The sequence below is a fragment of the Lacrimispora sanguinis genome (assembly GCF_044987295.1).
Lineage (GTDB): Bacteria > Bacillota > Clostridia > Lachnospirales > Lachnospiraceae > Lacrimispora > Lacrimispora celerecrescens_B.
This window is the reverse complement of record NZ_CP173277.1, coordinates 1,546,848-1,566,922: the sequence shown is the minus strand read 5'-3', so window position 1 is coordinate 1,566,922 and position 20,075 is coordinate 1,546,848. Positions and strand designations below refer to the sequence as shown.

The following is a 20,075-nucleotide window of genomic DNA, read 5'->3' as shown; positions in this document are numbered from 1 at the left end:
GGGAGAAGGAGGAAGGGTGTAAGGTTAGGCCTTTATACTGTTCCTATAAATAAAAAGTATAGAGGAGGAAGAAAACATGAATGAGACAATGCTTGCATTATTAGGTTTTGCAACCATTATCATGATCATTGTTTTGTTGCTGAGGAATGTTACTGTTCCGGCACTGGCATTTATCGGTGTATCTACCGTAAGTGCGCTGATTCTGGTTTTGACCGGAACCTTCACAGTCAGTGAAGTTGGAAAATTTATTTCTAAGGGGGTATCAGGGGTACACTCAACCGCTGCGCTGTTTATATTTTCCGTGTTGTTTTTCGGAATAATGACTGATGCGGGAATGTTTGACCGCATCATCGATGCGCTTATGAAAAAAGTGGGGAACAATGTAGTAGGTGTGGCTTTAATGACCAGTATCATCGCCATAATCGGCCATTTGGATGGAGGCGGAGCTTCTACGTTCTTAATTACCATTCCAGCCATGCTGCCAGTTTATAAGAAATTAAAAATGCGTCCAACAACGCTGCTTTTAATATGTGTTACCTCTATGGGTGTTATGAACCTGCTTCCATGGGGCGGCCCGACTATGCGTGCGGCTTCCGTACTGGAGATCGAAGCCAATGTCCTTTGGATGAAGCTTTTGCCGATGCAGGCGGTTGGTATTGTAGTTGCTCTGTTTACTGCTTTCTTCTGGGGATTTGTTGAGAAGAAGAGGGGGGCAGGAATCAATAGCACTCTTGTTATTGATGATTACGATGACTTGGAAGAAAGTGCTGCTACCGCTGATATAGGGGAACTGGCAAGACCAAAGCTGTTTGCTTTCAATGTGCTTCTGACATTAGTAGTTATTATCGCCCTTGTTTTTATGCCATTGCCGTCATATTTTATTTTCATGATTGGATGTGTTGCGGCACTTTTAGTAAACTATCCTGGTGCGAAGCTTCAAAATAAGATCATTAAGTCTCACGCTGGTCCTGGCCTTATGATGGCATCTACCATTTTGGCAGCCGGTGTATTTCTTGGAGTACTGGAAGAAAGTGAGATCATGAACCACATGGCAAATGCACTGGCTGCATTTATCCCACAGTCCATGGGTCATTTCCTGCCGCTTATCATCGGAGTGCTGTCCGTACCGCTGACATTATTGTTCTGTACGGATTCCTATTTCTACGGTCTGCTTCCGGTATTGATTAGTATAGGAAACAAATTTGGTGTAGATCCTGCCCATATTGCGATCACCATGGTGGTCTGCCGAAACTGCGCAACGTTCATTAGCCCTGTTGTACCGGCCACATTCCTGGGAATCGGCCTTGCAGGAGTTGAGATCAAAGATCATATTAAGACCTGCTTCCTGTGGATATGGGGAGTGAGTATCGTTTGCCTGGTTGCAGGCCTTTTGCTTGGCGTACTGACTATTTAACCTCATCAAGTAGCGAAGCGGATTGCGAATATCCAATTGACTAGACTCCTAAAATAAAATCCTAAAATAAAATTCAAATGGGAAAGACGCCGGAATTTGATTCCGGCATCTTTCTTTCCTATGTAAGGGTCAGGATACCTGATCCAGCCTGCCACAGTCAATATCCATTACAAAGCCCTGAACCGCTACATCGGAAGGCATGAGAGGATGGTCTTTAATCAGGGAAACGGATTTTTGAACGGCGGTTTCTGTGTTGTCAAAGCCCTGAAACCAGGATTCAAAGTCCAATCCCTCCTCTTTCAGCCTTCGTATGGTTTCCATGTCAATGCCTCTCTGGATCAGATGAGTAATGATGGTTTCTGAGGATATAACGGCTGCTCCGCAGTCCGTATGACCGATTACCATGATTTCTTTCACACCGAATTCCAGAACAGCGATGAGCAGGCTGCGGATTGTGCTGTCAAAAGTATCGAGGATCAAGCCGCCCGCATTTTTTATTAACTTTACATCTCCGTTATGGATTCCAAGTGCGGCTGGCAGAAGCTCTACAAGCCGGGTATCCATGCAGGTTAATATGGCAAGCTTTTTTCTGGGACATTTGTTTGAAGCAAAAGATTTAAAAGTACCGTTGTTTACAAAAACATCATTGTGCTTTAATATTTCGTTAATCATAGTCTGCCTCCTTCTTATCATATAGGCCAATGATAGAGGAGAAACCTTAATATTGGATAAAATACTGTCTTAAAGATTGTTTAGTTTGTTTTATCAGGAATACTTCCGATGGTTCACCTATATTGTGCTGTACTTAAAGGAAAAAAATTTAATATAATGTGAAAAATCTCTGTCAGACACTTGAAATTTACCTAAATTCGTTATACAATTATAATTGGCAGAAATTGGTGTTATTGCATAGGACTTTGTTAAAGGTTTAACAAATGACTGTAAAAAAATTACAAAATGGAGGATTGCAAAATGAGTAATTCAACAGAAACATCAGCAAGTAACCGGATTCATGCCTTGCTAGATGAGAACAGTTTTGTTGAAGTTGGCGGCTATGTTACCGCAAGGAACACAGACTTCAACATGACGGCAAAAGAAACTCCTGCTGACGGTGTTGTTACTGGATATGGTACCATTGAAGGTTGCCTTGTTTATGTGTACAGCCAGGATGCATTGGTTCTGGGTGGCTCCGTAGGGGAGATGCATGCAAGGAAGATTACAAAGCTATACACGATGGCTATGAAAACAGGTGCACCGGTAATCGGTCTGGTCGATTGTGCTGGTTTAAGGCTTCAGGAAGCAACTGACTCTTTAAATGGTTTTGGCGAGATTTATATGAGCCAGACTCTGGCATCAGGAGTAATCCCCCAGATAACAGCGATATTTGGGACCTGCGGCGGCGGCATGGCTGTTTCTGCGGCTATGTCTGACTTTACCTTTATGGAAACCAAGGGCGGCAGATTGTTTGTCAATTCCCCCAATGCAATTCAGGGAAATTATACAGAAAAATGCAACACCGCTTCCGCAGACTATCAGAGCAGGGAAACCGGCATGGTGGATTTTACGGGAGAAGCGGATGACATTATAAATAATATCAGGACTCTCATTTCCATTCTTCCTTCAAACAGTGAAGATGACATGTCTTATGATGAGTGCAATGACGATTTAAACCGCATATGCTCCGATCTGGAGAATTATGTTGGGGATACGGCGATTGCATTGACTCAGATTTCCGATAATCATTTCTTTATGGAGACCAGGAAGGAATATGCTGCTTCCATGGTAACCGGTTTTATCCGTTTAAATGGCATGACAGTGGGCTGTGTTGCAAACAGAACGGAATCCTATAATGAAAGCGGCGTTAAGACAGGGGAATATGAAGCCCTTTTAAGCGGGCGTGGCTGTGAAAAGGCAGCAAGATTTATTCAATTCTGTGACGCATTCAGTATTCCGGTACTTACTCTTGTAAATGTAAAAGGGTATGAAGCAACCCAGTGTTCCGAGAAAAAGATTGCCAGGGCAGCTGCAGGGCTAACCTATGCCTTTGCCAATGCCACAGTTCCCAAAGTTACGGTTATTCTGGGGCAGGCTCTTGGAACAGCCTATCTGACCATGAACAGCAAGTCTATTGGGGCGGATGTTGTTTATGCATGGCCGTCAGCCTGCATTGGTATGATGGAACCGGCCGAAGCAGTGAAAATCATGTATGCGGATGAGATTGCAAAGGCTGAAGACGGAACAGCACTTATTAACGATCAGGCAGAAAGCTATAAGCAGCTTCAGTCCAGTGCCATTTCTGCGGCTAAGAGAGGATATGTTGATGATATCATAGATGCAGGCGAAACAAGGGCACGGGTCATTGCGGCATTTGAGATGCTGTTCACAAAGAGAGAGGATCGTCCGGCAAAAAAACATGGCACGATTTAGAATGAGGTGACAGGTATATGAAACTGAATATGAAACGAGTAGCATTGGGACTTATTATGGCAGCCTGCCTCTTTTCATTATCTGCATGCAGCAAAGCCGATACCCCAGCCGAAGAAATTGATGCCAGGATCCAGTCACAGATGGAACAGCTTCCAGGTTCCTTCTTAGAGCTGTATACCGGTCTTGAGGACAGCCAGATTCCTGAGTTTAAGAAGAACATGCAGTCCCAGGATGAGTATGCTGCCCTGGCTGAGGGCGTAGATTCCTGGGAGAATATAAAGAATGAGCTTGGCGCCATGGTATCAATCGGCAGCACGGCAAAGGTAGAAGCAATTGACCATGGGTACAGCGCTACCATCGAAGCAGAATTTGAAAAGAGAAATTTGGAATTTTCCATTACAACGGATTCAAAGCTCACAAAGATTACCAGTGTGGCATTTGTGCCGGAATATACATTAGGCGAGCGGATGGAAAAAGCCGTGTTTAATACCCTGATGGGAATGGGAACCGTATTTATTGTACTGATTTTCATCAGTCTGCTTATCGGATGCTTCAAGTATATTGGAAAGCTTGAAGATAAGTTTAATGGGAAGGCTAATGAGCCTGCTCCCGCACCCCTTCCTGTAGTTTCTGCCTCTGCTGCAGAAATAGAAGAGGAACTGGAACTTGTGGATGACTTAGAGCTGGTAGCAGTGATTACTGCGGCAATTGCGGCATCGGAAGGAAGCTCTCCAAGCGGCCTGGTGGTCCGCTCGATCAGACGGGCGCCAGCTGGTAAATGGAAAAAAGCTTAATTAATCAGGAGGATGATCATCATGAAAAACTATACAATTACAGTGAATGGGAATGTTTATGAGGTAACCGTAGAAGAAGGCTCAGCCACCGGCGCACCGGCAGCAGCTAACAAGGCTGTGTCTGCACCGGCTCCAGCTGCACCGAAGGCAGCACCTGCACCGAAGGCAGCACCTGCACCAGCAGCAGCACCTGTAAAGGCGGCCAGCGCCGGCTCAGAAGGTGGCCTTAAAGTGGCGGCTCCCATGCCAGGCAAGATCCTTGGCGTTAAGGTAAGCTCAGGACAGGCAGTGAAACGTGGGGATGTGCTGATTCTTCTCGAGGCCATGAAGATGGAGAACGAGATCGTAGCACCTTCCGATGGAACCGTTGCCAGCGTTAATGTAGCGATCGGTGACTCAGTAGAAGCAGGAGCAACCTTGGCTACATTAAACTAGTACGGAAGAATCCGCCGTAAGATAAACAGGGCGGAATCCATATGGAGGGATTGACATGGATTATATTAGTAATACATTTACAAATCTTCTTCAGCAGACCGCATTTTTTAACCTGACAGCAGGGAATATGGTCATGATTCTTGTAGCCTTCATATTTTTATACCTGGCTATCAGAAAAGGCTTTGAACCCCTGCTTCTGGTACCGATTTCCTTTGGTATGCTGTTAGTTAATATCTATCCGGATATTATGAAGGAGGCTGGAGCAGATGGCTCCGGAGGCGGACTGCTGAATTATTTCTTTAAGCTGGATGAATGGGGCATCCTGCCACCCCTGATTTTCATGGGTGTAGGAGCCATGACGGACTTTGGGCCTTTGATTGCCAATCCAAAGAGCTTTCTTTTAGGAGCGGCCGCCCAGTTCGGTATTTATACCGCTTATTTTCTTGCTATTTTCATGGGCTTTAACGATAAGGCAGCGGCTGCCATCTCCATCATCGGTGGAGCCGACGGACCGACTTCCATATTCCTTGCGGGAAAACTGGGAATGACTTCCCTCATGGGGCCCATTGCGGTAGCAGCTTATTCCTATATGGCGCTGGTGCCCATTATCCAGCCGCCGATCATGAAGCTTCTGACTACAGAAAAAGAGAGAAAGATCCGGATGGAACAGCTTCGTCCCGTATCAAGGCTTGAGAGGATCTTATTCCCGATCATCGTAACAACGGTCGTATGCTTTATTCTTCCAACAACAGCTCCCCTGGTGGGAATGCTGATGTTAGGAAACTTATTTAAAGAATCCGGCGTGGTTAAGCAGTTGACGGAGACTGCAGGCAATGCCATGATGTATATCGTGGTTATCCTGTTAGGAACTTCCGTAGGTGCGACGACCAGTGCGGAAGCCTTCTTAAATATGAGTACCATCAAGATCGTAATTTTAGGCCTGGTGGCATTTGCAGTCGGAACAGCCGCCGGCGTATTGTTTGGCAAGCTGATGTGCAAGGTTTCCGGCGGTAAGGTGAATCCCCTCATCGGTTCTGCAGGCGTATCTGCTGTTCCTATGTCAGCCCGTGTATCCCAGAAGGTTGGTTCTGAGGCAGATCCTACGAATTTCCTGCTGATGCATGCCATGGGACCAAACGTGGCAGGCGTTATCGGTACTGCGGTTGCGGCTGGTACATTTATGGCAATATTCGGAGTTAGATAACTTTTCACTGGAAAGGCGTTAAGCCTTTCCAGTAATCAGAAGAATTGACAAACATGGAGGTAAGACAATGGCAGAAATAGAGAAAAAGCCGGTTAAGATTGTAGAGACAGTCCTTCGTGACGCTCATCAGTCTTTGTTTGCTACAAGAATGACAACCGAGCAGATGCTTCCCATCATTGAGAAGATGGATCAGGTTGGCTATCATGCAGTAGAGTGCTGGGGTGGTGCAACCTTTGACGCATGCCTGCGTTTCTTAAAAGAAGATCCCTGGATGAGACTGAGACAATTAAGGGATGGATTTAAGAATACAAAGCTGCAGATGCTGTTTAGGGGGCAGAACATCCTGGGATATAACCATTATGCCGATGACGTGGTAGAGTATTTTGTCCAGAAGTCCCTGGCTAACGGCATTGATATTATCCGCATTTTTGACTGTTTCAACGATCTTCGCAACTTGCAGACCGCAGTGACTGCTTGTAATAAAGAAAAAGGTCATGCACAGGTAGCTTTAAGCTATACCCTTGGGGAAGCTTATACCCTGGATTACTGGAAGGATATTGCAAAGAGGATTGAGGATATGGGTGCTGATTCCATCTGTATCAAAGACATGGCAGGACTTTTAACACCCTACAAGGCAGATGAACTTGTACGGGTATTAAAGGAATCCACAAAGCTTCCGATTGACTTACACACCCACTATACTTCAGGCGTTGCATCTATGACCTATTTAAAGGCAGTAGAAGCAGGCTGCGATATTATCGATACCGCAATGTCCCCACTTGCCCTTGGAACCAGCCAGCCGGCGACTGAGGTCATGGTTGAGACTTTCCGCGGTACGCCCTATGACACGGGCTACGATCAGAATCTGTTGGCAGAAATCTGTGCATACTTCCAGCCAATCAGAGAGGAAGCATTAAAGAGCGGACGCTTAAATCCAAAGGTATTGGGCGTAGACATTAAGACCCTTCAGTATCAGGTACCTGGCGGCATGCTTTCCAACCTGGTGAGCCAGTTAAAGGAAGCCGGTCAGGAAGATAAATATATGGAAGTGCTGCAAGAGATTCCAAAGGTACGAAAAGACTTTGGGGAACCGCCGCTTGTAACACCGTCTTCCCAGATCGTTGGTACCCAGGCTGTTTTAAATGTTATTAGCGGTGAACGTTATAAAATGGTAACGAAAGAGACAAAGAAGATTTTCATGGGCGAGTTCGGACAGACAGTTAAACCATTTAACGCAGAAGTCCAGAAGAAAATCATCGGCGATGAGACGCCAATTACCTGCCGCCCAGCCGATTTAATTGCTCCCCAGCTTCCTCAGTTTGAGAAGGAATGCGCACAGTGGAAACAGCAGGATGAAGATGTACTTTCCTATGCCCTGTTCCCAACGGTTGCCAAGGAATTCTTCCAGTACCGGGCTGCACAGCAGACCGGGGTGGATTCCTCTCTGGCAGATAAGGAAAATAAGGCATATCCAGTATAATCTTAAAAAAAAGATCTCCCAAATTAGGGGGATCTTTTTTTATAAGTATAAAGATTTTCTTACAAATAATTCCATTTGTCTGAACTTTACCTGATTCAGTTGACACATGGTATCATTTGTCATTATAATAAATAAATGTATAATTTACATGTAATTGGAAATTCACTAAATACAAGAGGATATATTGGGAGAAACAGATGAAAAAGTATAAAAAAGCTCGTAAGATGGCCGTAATTCTGGCCAGTGTCCTGGTGATGGACTCTTACATGGGAGCGGTTTCGCCATACATAAATGCTTATGCTTATACGGAAAAGGCAGCAACGGTAAATGCCACCACGTTAAATGTGAGAAGCGGCCCTGGTACGACCTATTCAGTTGTTACAAAATTAACGAACGGAGCGTCAGTGACTGTGATTGATGAAAAAAACGCATCGGATGGAGCGCTCTGGTATCAAATCCGGGTATCCGGTTCCGGTGGTCAGACGGTTACCGGATATGTTTCCAAAAGCTACCTTAAGTTTCCCTCTTCCTATACCAATGACGCGGATTTTGAGTCCCGGCTTACAGCGGAAGGGTTTCCGGAAAGCTATAAGACAAAGCTTCGTGCGCTGCATGCCCAGTATCCCAAGTGGGTATTCCGCGCCCAGCATACAAATCTGGACTGGAACACAGCAGTTAAGGAAGAAAGCCAGGTAGGAAAAACTCTGGTCCACACGAACAGCCTGTCATCCTGGAAGTCCACGGTAGATGGTGCATATAACTGGGATAGCAGTATATGGATCGGATATGATGGAAGCAGCTGGGTCACCGCTTCTGAAGACATTGTAAGATATTATATGGATCCCAGGAATTTCCTTGATGAGACCAATGTATTCCAATTTATGACCCATACATATGATGGAAATAAGCATACGGCAGATGGTTTAAAGACCATGGTAAAGGGTACGTTTTTATCCGGCGAATCTTCCGGCGGAAGCAGTAACCCAGGAAATACGGACAGCTCTTCCGGCGGCGGCACGGTCATAGGGCCAGGTGCTGTCATTGGACCGGGAGCGGCGATTAACCCGGGGGCAGGAGCGGCGGAATCCAGTTCCGATTCAGGAAAGGCCAGTCTGGAAGGGCCGCAAGCTTCCATAACGCCAAAAAACCTTCCCATCGTCATGGAATACGGACCGGGAGCCAGCTTAACAGGACCGTCCTCGTCCAATACCAATACCAATAATAATACCACTGGAACGGTTTCAGGCAGCAGCGCCTATGTGAACATGATCATGAATGCGGCTGCCCAGTCAGGGGTGAATCCTTATGTCCTTGCAGCTATGATCATTCAGGAACAGGGATCTTCCGGATCAGGCAAAAGTATTTCAGGAACAGAATCAGGTTACGAAGGATATTATAATTTTTTTAATATTGAAGCATATCAGTCAGGAAATATGACTGCGGTGCAAAGAGGCTTATGGTGGGCATCTCAGTCCGGCAATTATGAAAGACCATGGAATTCTCCTGAAAAATCAATTTTAGGCGGAGCTTTCTATTATGGTAATAACTATGTAAAAGTTGGGCAGGATACATTTTATCTGAAGAAGTTTAATGTGCAGGGGTCTAATTTATACAAACACCAGTATATGACCAATGTACAGGGAGCTGCATCAGAGGGTGCTGTTTATTCAAAAGCATATAACAGTGATATGAAACAGACAGAGCTTGAGTTTAAGATACCGATTTATAACAACATGCCTGATAATGCCTGCAGCCAGCCTACCGGCGACGGCAATCCCAACAATAAGCTGTCCGGTTTGAGCGTGGAAGGATTTGTTATGACTCCCACCTTTAATCGTGATACCCTTGGATACGACTTGATTGTGGATCCCGGAGTATCAAGCATCAATGTGTATGCAACCGCCCTTAGTTCCTTGGCTTCTGTCAAAGGGACAGGTACAATCACGCTTTCAAGCGGCAATAATGATATTAAGGTATCAGTTACTGCACAAAATGGAAGTGTCAGGGAATACGTCCTCCATGTGGTGCGTCAAAACAACGGACCAACGTATTCCTCAGGCGCTGGTACTGGAACCGGAACCGGCTCAGGCTCAGGCACCGGTGGCAATACTTCTAACGGTCCTGGCAGCAATATAGGCCCTGGAGTATCCAATCCTTCCGGTACGGATCATGCAGGAACACCGGGAGGAAGCAATGTGAGCATAGCTCCTAATGGTTCCGCAAGCATTTCCGTTCAGACCTCTACGGGAGTGATAGCCCAGGGACCCGGAACTGACATCAAAGTGACAGAAACTGCTGCAAGCACTCCCCAGCAGACCCAGGCTCCGGCCGCCGTTCAGTCCTCCGCCTTTGGGATTGGAGATATCAATGGGGATGGAAAAATAAACAGCCTGGATGTACTGAAGCTTCAGCGATACCTTCTGGGATTGGAAACCATATCTGAGAAGGGCAAGCTGGCAGCTGATTTAAACGGAGACGGCAAGGTGAATTCACAGGATCTTCTGCTTTTGCAGAAAAAAATCCTCGGACTTTAAAGTCCAACAGAAATAGGAGACAATATGAATAGGAAACTGAAAAAACTAACGGCCGGTCTGATGCTGGCCTGTGTGATTGCCATATCCTGTCCTGCCGGACGGCTGGTATCCTGGGCCGCAGATGCTAAGATCGCGTTTTCTGACCCATCGGTCATGGTGGGAAACGAAGTAACAGTAAATATGAAAGTGACCAGTGACAGCGCTCTGGGTACAGCAGAAGTTATGCTGTCTTATGATCCGAGTATTTTGGAGTTTGTCAGCGGAACCAATGCAAATGGCGGCGCAGGAGCAATTAAGGTCCTGGGAACCATGGATTCTGCCAATCAGAAAACCTTTAGCTTTACCTTGAAGTTTAAGGCGCTGCAGGCAGGAAATACCCAGATCAGCGTGACCTCCCAGGAAATCTATGATGTAGATTCCCAGACGCTTTCTTTAAGCAAGCAGGGGAGCTCAACGGTCAAGGTTACATCTCCTGCCACATATTCAAAGGATGCAACCTTAAAATCATTAAAGATTTCCCCAGGGACTCTGACTCCGGCTTTCTCTGCGTCTGTTGAAAGCTATACGGCTGAGGTTGATGCAAACACAGCGGACCTGGTAGTAAATGCGGTGGCAGCCAATGCAGGTGCCCATGTAGCACTTCAGGGAGAAAAGGGCTTAAAGTCCGGAGTAAACCAGGTAGTCATCAAGGTAACTGCAGAGGATGGGCAGACAATTAAAAACTATACCATTCAGGTTACGAAAGCAGAGGGCGGACAAACCGCTCCTACCACAGGTGGAAATACGGAAACGTCTGAGGCTGAATTCGGCGAAGCAGTGGTGACCATTAACGGAACCGATTACAGCATTGCTTCATCCTTTGATGAATCAGCGCTTCCGGAAGGCTTTGAGTCTGAGACCTATTCCTATAAAGGAACAGATGTCATGGCTGGAAAAGGACTGGAAAAAGACTTACTTCTGCTTTATTTAAAGGATTCCGGAGGAAACGGCGGATTCTACATTTACAATGAGGGTTCGGATTCCTGGTCCCAGTTTGTACAGGTTGAGACCATAGCTAAAGCCATTGTCATCATTCCTCTTGATAAGGATACGGTTGTTCCAGAGGGCTTCCATGAACGGCAAGCTGATATCGACGGGGCACGGGTGACCGGCTGGGTAGAAGATTCAGAGGCTGAGCCTCAGTATTGCCTGTTCTATGCAATGAATTGGAACGGAGAGAAGCATTTCTACCGTTATGATATTTCTGAGAAGACCATTCAAAGATACTATGCTTCCGGAGTTTCAAATAGCAAGTATGTGGAAATGGCCAACACATATGATCAATTGACCAAGGATTACTACAGACAGCTCTACATTCTTATTGGAGTGAGCGTCGTTGCCCTTGGCTTGCTTGTCGCAGTCATCGTCCTTGCAAGAAAAGGCAATGGATCCGGCCCTGGCAGACCCGGCAGCGTCGGCTTCGGAAAAGGGAAAGGAAAAGAGCAAAAACCAGATGATGACCAGCGGTGGACTGAACCGGAGGAAGAAATTCCTACAAGCAAGATTAAAAGATACAGCAGGGAAGAGTATGACAGACAAAGCTCCAGAACAGAACCGGATCCGGATTACCAGGAAGAATCTATGGACGAGCCTGTATATGCAGGTGATGCAGAACAAAAAGCCCTGGAAGAGGACGATTTTATCGAAGAAACCAGTTTGGAAGACTTTGAACGGGATTTGAAATCTAACGAGTCAGGGAATTCAGAGAAGGATGAAGACGACTTTGAGTTTTTAGATCTTGATGATTAATGTACTGTAAACAATTGGAATGATAGTGACGAAAGCACCTGAATGAAGGTGCTTTTCGTTATTGGTTTCGATCATATTTATTTTCCCATCCGTTTTGATGCATACAGAACCTTCGGATTGATTAGGATATAGTGATTCCAATTGATATTTTGTGTTGAAAAAGATAATGGATTGTGCTATTATGCGTATAACAGATATAACGAAAGATGGTGAAAATATGTTTTTGCAAATTGATTTTAACAGTGATGAAGCGATTTACATTCAGCTTCGGAACCAAATAATCATAGGAATCGCCACAGAAAGTATAAGAGAAGGGGACCCCCTGCCTTCCGTACGCCAGATGGCCGACAACATAGGGATTAATATGCATACGGTAAATAAGGCGTACTCTGTGCTGAAACAGGAAGGGTTTGTCAAGCTGGACCGCAGGAAAGGGGCCGTAGTGGCTCTGGACGTGGATAAAATCCAGGTCCTTGATGAAATGCGCAAAGATTTAGGAGTTGTGCTTGCCAGAGGAGTCTGTAAGAATGTATCATGTGAAGAGGTTCACCAGCTGGTAGATGAGATATTCCAGTCATTTATAAGGGGCCAGAGGGAAGAGTAATTCACTGGATTGGAGGTTCATTATGTTATGCGAAAAATGTAAAATTCGTGATGCAAATATACAATATACAGAAGTTATAAACGGCACGAAGAAAGAGCACCATTTTTGTGCCCAGTGTGCGAAAGAGATGGATTTTGGCGTATATGCGGCTATTTTTGATGGGGAGTTTCCCTTGGGAAAGCTGCTTTCAGGCCTTTTAGGAATCGAGGACACGGATAAGGGTCCGGATAAACTCCATCAGATCTTATGCCCGACCTGTGGGACTGGTTACGATGAATTTGTAAGAGACAGCAGATTTGGCTGTGCAGATTGTTACAGTGTATTCGGTCCTCTTATGGAGGACAGTTTAAAGCAGCTTCATGGAAATCTTATCCACACGGGAAAAACACCGGTTTACCAGAGGCAGGACTACATGGATTTACGATCGGGAACCGGAGAACATGAGAAGGATTCCACAGAGGATCCAAACAGCGCTGTTAATTATGAAGAAATCTTTCAGTGGAATGCCAAATTAAAGGAAGCCCTGCGATTTGAAGATTATGAAACGGCAGCTGTATGCCGCGATAAGATAAAAGAGCTGAAGAAAGGAAATGAGGCAGATGCTTAGATGGTTTGAACAGAAGGATACTGGTCGGCCTGGAGTGATAAGCAGCCGGATCCGTCTGGTAAGAAACTGGCAGGACTATCGGTTCCCTTCGACCCTTGATGAAAAGGAAAGCGGTGAGATGGTCCGCAGCCTGGAGTTTGGCTTAAAGGATCTGGGTAAGGATGAAGGTCATAATTTTGAATTTGCCATGCTTGGGGACTTAGAAGAGCTGGACCGGGTGGCCCTTAAAGAGCGGAGAGTCCTTAATTCCGCAGCTGTTTCAAATAAAAAACCTGCAGGTATTTTTATCTCAGAGAATGAGGACACCGGCATCGTGCTTAACTGCGATGATCACATCCGGATCCAGCTTCTCCAGATGGGCCTTCACTTAGAGGAACTTTGGGAAAGGGCAGGTAAAATTGATGATTATATCAATGAACGGTTTGCTTATGCATTTGATGACCGTTACGGTTATCTCACCTCCTTTCCAACGAATATGGGAACTGGCTTAAGGGCATCCGTGGTTGTTCATCTTCCCATGCTGTCACAGGGAAAAAAGTTCCAGGGCCTTATCAGCGATATGGGCCGCTTTGGAGCTTCTGTCCGGGGCGTCTATGGGGAAAGAGATGAGAATTTCGGTTCCCTATATGAGATATCGAACCAGAAAACCCTGGGCCAGACGGAACGGGAAATTATTGATACAGTTACAAAGGCGGCGATCCAGCTGACCAATCAGGAACTTCAGGTAAGGAAGCTTTCTCTCCAGAGACACAAGGACGAGAGAGAGGATGAGGTATACAAATCCTACGGAGTATTAAAATACTCCAGACGGCTGACTTCCAGGGATGCCATGATATTTCTATCACAGATCATGGCAGGGCTGGCAGACGGCCTGATCCATACGGAGGAAGATTTTTCCGTCTACCGTCTGATGCTAGGAATCCAGCCGGCGAATCTGCAGAAACTTTCAGACCGCCCATTAAGTAAGGAAGAGTTGGATGGAGCCAGGGCGGAATTTATCCGGAGGGAATTGCCGGAACTATGACAGGAGGATTGCATTTATGATAGACAGATTTACAGAAAAGGCCAGGACAGCCATTAATCTGGCCGTGAAGTCAGCGGAACGTCTCGGTCACAGCTATGTGGGGACTGAGCACTTATTAATCGGGCTTTTAGAAGAGGGCAGCGGTGTAGCTGCCAGGGTTCTGGAAGAGAATGGTGTAAAAGAGGATAAAGTTTTAAACCTGATCAGTCAGCTGATCGCTCCTGATCAGTCAGTCCGGCTGAAAGAAGACGGTGGGTATACCCCGGGTGCCAGAAGAGTTCTGGAAAACAGCTACCGGGAAGCCGTACGTTTTAAGGCAAATCTCATCGGTACGGAGCACTTGCTCATATCCATAATCCGTGACAATGACTGCGTTGCTTCCAGGCTTTTAAATACCATGGGAATCAGCATACAAAAGCTTTATATTGATGTACTGTCAGCCATGGGTGAGGATGCTCCTGCCAATAAGGAAGAGATTATGAAATCACCAAAGGCAAAGGGCAGTACGCCGACTCTTGACAGTTACAGCAGGGATTTAACAGAGCTTGCAGTTCAGGGAAAGCTTGATCCGGTCATCGGAAGAGAATCGGAGATCAAGCGTCTGATCCAGATACTGAGCAGAAGGACCAAGAATAACCCATGTCTCATCGGGGAGCCTGGAGTGGGTAAAACCGCAGTTGTGGAAGGCCTTGCTCAGATGATCGCAGAAGGCGATGTGCCTGAAACCATTGAAGGCAAGAGGCTTCTGACCCTGGATTTATCCGGCATGGTGGCCGGTTCCAAATACAGGGGAGAATTTGAAGAAAGAATTAAAAAGGTGATTGCCGAAGTAATCGAAGATGGGGAAGTTCTTCTCTTCATTGATGAGATTCATACGATTATCGGTGCAGGCGGAGCGGAGGGAGCCATTGACGCCTCCAATATCTTAAAACCCTCTCTGGCCAGAGGGGAATTGCAGTTAATCGGTGCAACCACCATTGAAGAGTACCGCAAATACATTGAAAAGGACTCTGCCCTGGAACGGCGTTTCCAGCCGGTTACGGTGGAGGAGCCGTCAGAAGAGGCTGCTATCGGCATATTAAGAGGACTGAAAGGACGGTATGAGGACCATCATAAGGTAACCATTACAGACGATGCCTTAAAGGCTGCAGTCAAGCTGGCCTCCAGATATATCAATGACCGTTTCCTTCCGGATAAGGCGATCGATGTGATTGACGAGGCTTCTTCCAAGGTACGCCTGACCACATTTGTGGAGCCGGGAGAAATTAAAGAACTGGAAGCTGAGATCGAGCTGCTGGAGGATCAGAAAGAAGCCGCCATTAAAGCCGAAGCCTACGAAAAGGCAGGAGCGATTAAGAAGAAACAGGAAAAGAAGCGGGAAAAAATAGAAAAGATCCGAGAACGGTGGCAGAAGGAAAAAACATCAAAGAACCTTATCGTTGATGAGGGAGAGATCGCTGATGTGGTATCAAGCTGGACCAAAATCCCCGTAAGAAAGCTGGAAGAGGGAGAGAGTGAACGCCTCCGCAATTTAGAAGCCATTCTCCATGAGAGAGTGATTGGCCAGGAGGAAGCGGTTACTGCTGTTTCAAAGGCCATACGGCGTGGGAGAGTGGGACTTAAGGATCCCAGACGCCCCATTGGCTCCTTCCTGTTCTTAGGACCTACGGGTGTGGGAAAAACCGAGTTATCCAAAGCTCTTTCCGAGGCAATGTTTGGTACGGACAATGCTTTGATCCGTGTAGACATGTCTGAGTATATGGAGAAGCACAGCGTTTCCAAGATGATCGGCTCACCGCCAGGATACGTAGGCTATGATGAAGGCGGACAGCTTAGTGAAAAGGTCCGCAGGAATCCATATTCTGTTATACTGTTTGATGAGATTGAAAAGGCTCATCCCGATGTGTTCAATATCCTGCTTCAGGTATTGGATGACGGCCATATTACAGATGCCCAGGGCCGGAAGATTGATTTTAAGAATACCATCATCATCATGACCTCCAATGCAGGTGCGGAGAACATCATCTCTCCCAAACGTTTAGGCTTTGGCGCGGTTGCGGATGAAAAGGCTGATTATAAGCTTATGAAGGACCGGGTAATGGAAGAAGTAAAGAAACTGTTCAAGCCGGAATTCATTAACAGGATCGATGAGATCATCGTATTCCATACATTAAATAAAACTCATATGAAGGATATTGTGACGATCATGGTGAAAGATATCATGAAGCGGACATCAGAACAGATGAGCATTACTCTGGCGATCGAAGAGGATGCCAAGGAATATCTGATCAATAAAGGCTATGATGAGAAATACGGTGCAAGGCCGTTAAGACGTACCATTCAGAACTGCCTGGAGGATAAGCTGGCAGAAGAGATCTTAAATGGGACGGTAAAAACAGGGGATGATGTTATTGTGACTGCAGGCGAGGACGGACTAAAATTTTCTGTCAGAGAGCTGGTAAAATAACTAGCCATTTGATATCAATTCGTGTATAATAGCTACAAGCGAGATCATTAGTTCATCGCCTTAAAAAAGGATAAGTAAACAAAATACTAGGAGGGCAAACCAATGCCGGTAATTGAAGAATTAATCCGCTCAGAGCAAGACGGGACGATCAGTTTTGGTAATTACAAATTAGAGACAAAGTCAAAATTGCAGGATTTCGAACACGATGGTGATTTATATAAAGTAAAGACCTTTTATGAGATAACCAAGCTGGAACGTAACGGCATGTTCGTATATGAATCCGTACCGGGAACTGCTGCCATGAATTTCACCGTGTCCGATGATGGGGTGGCATTCTTAGTAGAAGGTGACAAGGATGCCCAGCTGACTGTTCAGCTGGCAGAGGATACCGAATATGAGGTATATGTGGATGAGACTGCCGTGGGTGGCATGAGAACCAATATGAGCGGAAAGCTGTCCGTCAGTGTGGAACTGAATGAAGGAACACCTGTAGCAGTGAAGATCAAAAGAAGATAAAAGTATGAGAAGCTGGGTTCGGCCCTTTTATAAAGAGCCGGGCCCAGATTTTTTGCATAAACAATGAACAATAGGAGGGAATTCCTATGGCAAAGGGAAAGACAACCGCATTTTTCTGCAAGGAATGTGGATTTGAATCGGCAAAGTGGCTGGGACAGTGTCCGGCCTGTAAGGAATGGAATACGTTTGTGGAGGAACCCTCCGGGAAAAGGGAGCCGGCTGCGAAGCGGGGAATCAGTGGAAAAGGAGATGGGATTGCAGGAAATCAGTTCCAGAATGCCAAGCCCTCCCGATTGTCTGATATTCATTTAGATGAGCAGGACCGGATGAAAACCGGATATGAGGAACTGGACCGGGTACTGGGCGGGGGTGTTGTCAAAGGCTCGCTCGTGCTGGTAGGCGGCGACCCTGGAATCGGTAAATCCACGCTGCTTTTGCAGGTATGCCGCAACCTGGCGGCCGATAGCAGGAAGGTGCTTTACATATCAGGAGAAGAGTCCTTAAAACAGATTAAGCTGAGGGCGAACAGGATCGGGGAAGTAAAAGGGGATTTATTATTCCTTTGTGAAACCAGCCTGGAGCTGATTGAACATGCCATTGAAGAGGAAAAACCAGATGTGGTGATCATAGATTCCATACAGACCATGTTCCGGGAAGAAATCTCTTCCGCTCCGGGAAGTGTCAGCCAGGTGAGGGAATCCACCAATATCCTGATGCAGATCGCAAAGGGAGCGGGTATCGCCATATTTATCGTAGGCCATGTAACAAAAGAAGGCGTGGTGGCTGGTCCCAGAGTTTTAGAGCATATGGTTGATACGGTTTTGTATTTTGAAGGAGACCGAAGCGCTTCTTACCGGATTATCCGGGGCGTGAAGAACCGTTTTGGCTCCACCAATGAGATCGGTGTCTTTGAAATGGTTGAGAGCGGGCTTTCCGAAGTGAAGAATCCTTCGGAATACATGCTCAGCGGAAGACCGGAGGATGCCTCCGGTGCGGTGGTAGCCTGTTCCATGGAAGGTACCAGGCCCATGCTTTTGGAGGTTCAGGCCCTGGTCACTCCAACCGCTTTCGGTATGCCAAGGCGTACGGCGGCAGGTACGGATTATAACCGGGTGAATCTGCTTATGGCTGTGTTGGAAAAACGGTGCCATTACGACCTGTCCCATTTTGATGCTTATGTGAATATTACGGGCGGTCTGCGTATGAATGAACCGGCCTTAGACTTAGCTATTATTATGGCTATTGTGTCCAGTATGAAGGACAAGGCCGTAGACCCGAAAACCATTATTTTCGGAGAAGTGGGATTGGCAGGAGAGGTTAGGGCCGTATCCATGGTGCAGCAGAGAGTGAATGAGGCGAAGAAGCTGGGATTTAACACCTGCGTGATGCCGGAGATTTCCCTGGGAAAGATGGGGAAAGTGGAAGGGATGCGACTGATTGGAGCCACGAATGTAAGAGAGGCGATTATGAGGGTTATGGGGTGAAGCATTTAAGGCTTCACCCTTATTTTACTTAGGGATATTAAACAATTCAAGATATTGCGCATCCATATGAGATTTTGCAAATATACATCGTGGACTCCAGACGGTAAAATAAAGGTATCGGTTAAAGAATGGGAGGAAAACAGGATGATTTCATATGAGAAAAAATATCTGATTCAGCCGGAATGGCTGGACAAGGAGCTTGTTATAAAAAAAGCAGAAGAGGCTTTTGTCCAGCCAATGGAGAGCATAACGGATGTCAGCGCAAAATGGAGTGCAGGAGGGATTCACGATTACTATTCCAATGGGGATTACTGGTGGCCTGACCTTAAAAAACCGGACGGACTTCCGTTCATCAGACGTGACGGAGAGACCAATCCGGAGAACTTCAATGACCACCGGATGATCCTTCGGCGGATGAGAACGAAAGCGGCCTATTTAGCAGGCGCTTATCGTTTAACGGGCAGGGAAGATTATGTCCTGCATGGAATCAGGCTGCTGAAGCAGTTTTTTCTGGATGAGGAAACTAAGATGAATCCCAACCTCACCTATGCCCAGGCCATACCGGGAGTCTGTGAGGGGAGAGGTATCGGGATCATTGATACCCTTCATCTGGTAGATGTGGTATTTGCCATAGAAGAATTTTACCGGTCGGGACTTTTGGAGGAAGAAACCTACGGAAGATTAAGGGAATGGTTTGCAACCTATTTAGACTGGATGCTAACCAGCAAAAACGGTATGGAAGAGATGAACGCTGATAACAATCACAGCGTCTGTTATTTTGTACAGGCGTCTGCGTTTGCATTGTTTACTGAGAATGAAAGAATCGTAGAGTTCTGCAGGAATCATTACAAACATGTGCTATTAAAACAGATGGAAGTGAACGGTTCCTTTCCCAGGGAATTAGACAGAACAAAGCCCTATAGTTATTCTATTTTTGTGATGGATAACATGGTATCCATCTGTGAATTGCTGTCAACGCCCCAGGATGATTTATGGTTCTACACTCTGCCTGAGGGTCAGGGAATTCAAAAGGGTCTGGATTTCATCTTTCCTTACATAAAGGATAAGAAGCTTTGGCCATATCCTGCGGATGTCATGCATTTTGATGCGTTTCCGGCGAGAAGCTCCATGCTGATGTTTGCAGGATGCAGGTTGGGGCAAAGAGAGTTACTGGATTTTTATCAGAGTCTTCCTGCTGATATCGTAGACGAAGAGGCAAGACGAAATATTGCTGTCAGGCTGCCATGGCTGTGGATGGGATAAGGGTTAAGTATGATATTATTTAGGCAATGAATAG

The 20,075-nt window shown here is 46.1% G+C and carries 16 protein-coding genes; 15 read left to right on the top strand and 1 reads right to left on the bottom strand.

All coding sequences use genetic code 11. The annotated features are described in order from the left end of the window. Positions 1–76 precede the first annotated feature (76 nt). Positions 77–1,414, top strand: coding sequence for a CitMHS family transporter (locus ACHZES_RS07295; protein WP_395548398.1), 1,338 nt, complete (start codon positions 77–79; stop codon positions 1,412–1,414). A gap of 129 nt (positions 1,415–1,543) precedes the next feature. On the opposite strand, the gene ACHZES_RS07290 is transcribed toward ACHZES_RS07295, so the two are convergent. Then, a complete protein-coding gene (locus tag ACHZES_RS07290) occupies positions 1,544–2,086 on the bottom strand; it encodes a beta-class carbonic anhydrase (protein ID WP_395548400.1) in 543 nt (180 codons plus the stop codon). A 300-nt stretch (positions 2,087–2,386) separates the two neighbouring features. Between ACHZES_RS07290 and ACHZES_RS07285 the strand changes: the two genes are divergently transcribed. The 14 genes from ACHZES_RS07285 to ACHZES_RS07220 all read left to right on the top strand — a co-directional run bounded on the left by ACHZES_RS07285 (position 2,387) and on the right by ACHZES_RS07220 (position 20,041). Continuing rightward, entirely contained in the window at positions 2,387–3,841 is a 1,455-nt protein-coding gene (locus ACHZES_RS07285; protein ID WP_395548401.1) for an acyl-CoA carboxylase subunit beta, read from the top strand. A gap of 17 nt (positions 3,842–3,858) precedes the next feature. After that, entirely contained in the window at positions 3,859–4,635 is a 777-nt protein-coding gene (locus tag ACHZES_RS07280) for an OadG family transporter subunit (protein WP_395548402.1), read from the top strand. Positions 4,636–4,656: 21 nt separating this feature from the next. Next, on the top strand, positions 4,657–5,070 hold the full coding sequence (locus tag ACHZES_RS07275) for a biotin/lipoyl-containing protein (protein WP_395548403.1): 414 nt from the start codon (positions 4,657–4,659) through the stop codon (positions 5,068–5,070). A gap of 55 nt (positions 5,071–5,125) precedes the next feature. Next, positions 5,126–6,274: a sodium ion-translocating decarboxylase subunit beta gene (locus ACHZES_RS07270; protein ID WP_038278793.1), complete on the top strand. Its 1,149-nt coding sequence runs from the start codon at positions 5,126–5,128 to the stop codon at positions 6,272–6,274. Positions 6,275–6,341: 67 nt separating this feature from the next. Beyond that, the gene (locus tag ACHZES_RS07265) at positions 6,342–7,754 is read left to right on the top strand and encodes an oxaloacetate decarboxylase subunit alpha (RefSeq protein WP_038278790.1); all 1,413 of its coding nucleotides are present in this window, start codon (positions 6,342–6,344) and stop codon (positions 7,752–7,754) included. 197 nt (positions 7,755–7,951) lie between these two features. Beyond that, complete coding sequence (locus ACHZES_RS07260) at positions 7,952–10,288, top strand: dockerin type I domain-containing protein (protein WP_395548404.1); 2,337 nt, start codon at positions 7,952–7,954, stop codon at positions 10,286–10,288. Between the two features lie 24 nt (positions 10,289–10,312). Further along, positions 10,313–12,076, top strand: coding sequence for a cadherin-like beta sandwich domain-containing protein (locus ACHZES_RS07255; RefSeq protein WP_395548405.1), 1,764 nt, complete (start codon positions 10,313–10,315; stop codon positions 12,074–12,076). Positions 12,077–12,293: 217 nt separating this feature from the next. Beyond that, positions 12,294–12,680, top strand: coding sequence for a GntR family transcriptional regulator (locus ACHZES_RS07250; RefSeq protein ID WP_038279289.1), 387 nt, complete (start codon positions 12,294–12,296; stop codon positions 12,678–12,680). Between the two features lie 22 nt (positions 12,681–12,702). Then, positions 12,703–13,287, top strand: coding sequence for a UvrB/UvrC motif-containing protein (locus ACHZES_RS07245; RefSeq protein WP_038278786.1), 585 nt, complete (start codon positions 12,703–12,705; stop codon positions 13,285–13,287). After that, on the top strand, positions 13,280–14,311 hold the full coding sequence (locus ACHZES_RS07240) for an ATP--guanido phosphotransferase (protein ID WP_395548406.1): 1,032 nt from the start codon (positions 13,280–13,282) through the stop codon (positions 14,309–14,311). The genes ACHZES_RS07245 and ACHZES_RS07240 overlap by 8 nt, the downstream gene beginning before the upstream one ends. A gap of 16 nt (positions 14,312–14,327) precedes the next feature. Next, the gene (locus ACHZES_RS07235; RefSeq protein ID WP_038278781.1) at positions 14,328–16,778 is read left to right on the top strand and encodes an ATP-dependent Clp protease ATP-binding subunit; all 2,451 of its coding nucleotides are present in this window, start codon (positions 14,328–14,330) and stop codon (positions 16,776–16,778) included. Positions 16,779–16,880: 102 nt separating this feature from the next. Continuing rightward, entirely contained in the window at positions 16,881–17,294 is a 414-nt protein-coding gene (locus ACHZES_RS07230) for a hypothetical protein (RefSeq protein WP_038278780.1), read from the top strand. 86 nt (positions 17,295–17,380) lie between these two features. Beyond that, on the top strand, positions 17,381–18,778 hold the full coding sequence (gene radA / locus ACHZES_RS07225; RefSeq protein ID WP_038278778.1) for a DNA repair protein RadA: 1,398 nt from the start codon (positions 17,381–17,383) through the stop codon (positions 18,776–18,778). 144 nt (positions 18,779–18,922) lie between these two features. Beyond that, positions 18,923–20,041, top strand: a complete 1,119-nt coding sequence (locus ACHZES_RS07220; protein ID WP_395548407.1) for an alginate lyase family protein — start codon at positions 18,923–18,925, stop codon at positions 20,039–20,041. Positions 20,042–20,075: the final 34 nt, after the last annotated feature.

Excerpts from the sequence above, each read along its gene's own strand:
- ACHZES_RS07280 (WP_395548402.1), top strand. The coding sequence starts at position 3,859 with ATGAAACTGAATATGAAACGAGTAGCATTGGGACTTATTATGGCAGCC.
- ACHZES_RS07290 (WP_395548400.1), bottom strand. The coding sequence starts at position 2,086 with ATGATTAACGAAATATTAAAGCACAATGATGTTTTTGTAAACAACGGT.
- ACHZES_RS07275 (WP_395548403.1), top strand. The coding sequence starts at position 4,657 with ATGAAAAACTATACAATTACAGTGAATGGGAATGTTTATGAGGTAACC.
- ACHZES_RS07245 (WP_038278786.1), top strand. The coding sequence starts at position 12,703 with ATGTTATGCGAAAAATGTAAAATTCGTGATGCAAATATACAATATACA.
- ACHZES_RS07255 (WP_395548405.1), top strand. The coding sequence starts at position 10,313 with ATGAATAGGAAACTGAAAAAACTAACGGCCGGTCTGATGCTGGCCTGT.
- ACHZES_RS07270 (WP_038278793.1), top strand. The coding sequence starts at position 5,126 with ATGGATTATATTAGTAATACATTTACAAATCTTCTTCAGCAGACCGCA.
- ACHZES_RS07295 (WP_395548398.1), top strand. The coding sequence starts at position 77 with ATGAATGAGACAATGCTTGCATTATTAGGTTTTGCAACCATTATCATG.
- ACHZES_RS07235 (WP_038278781.1), top strand. The coding sequence starts at position 14,328 with ATGATAGACAGATTTACAGAAAAGGCCAGGACAGCCATTAATCTGGCC.
- ACHZES_RS07220 (WP_395548407.1), top strand. The coding sequence starts at position 18,923 with ATGATTTCATATGAGAAAAAATATCTGATTCAGCCGGAATGGCTGGAC.
- ACHZES_RS07240 (WP_395548406.1), top strand. The coding sequence starts at position 13,280 with ATGCTTAGATGGTTTGAACAGAAGGATACTGGTCGGCCTGGAGTGATA.
- ACHZES_RS07230 (WP_038278780.1), top strand. The coding sequence starts at position 16,881 with ATGCCGGTAATTGAAGAATTAATCCGCTCAGAGCAAGACGGGACGATC.
- ACHZES_RS07265 (WP_038278790.1), top strand. The coding sequence starts at position 6,342 with ATGGCAGAAATAGAGAAAAAGCCGGTTAAGATTGTAGAGACAGTCCTT.
- ACHZES_RS07260 (WP_395548404.1), top strand. The coding sequence starts at position 7,952 with ATGAAAAAGTATAAAAAAGCTCGTAAGATGGCCGTAATTCTGGCCAGT.
- ACHZES_RS07285 (WP_395548401.1), top strand. The coding sequence starts at position 2,387 with ATGAGTAATTCAACAGAAACATCAGCAAGTAACCGGATTCATGCCTTG.
- ACHZES_RS07250 (WP_038279289.1), top strand. The coding sequence starts at position 12,294 with ATGTTTTTGCAAATTGATTTTAACAGTGATGAAGCGATTTACATTCAG.
- radA (WP_038278778.1), top strand. The coding sequence starts at position 17,381 with ATGGCAAAGGGAAAGACAACCGCATTTTTCTGCAAGGAATGTGGATTT.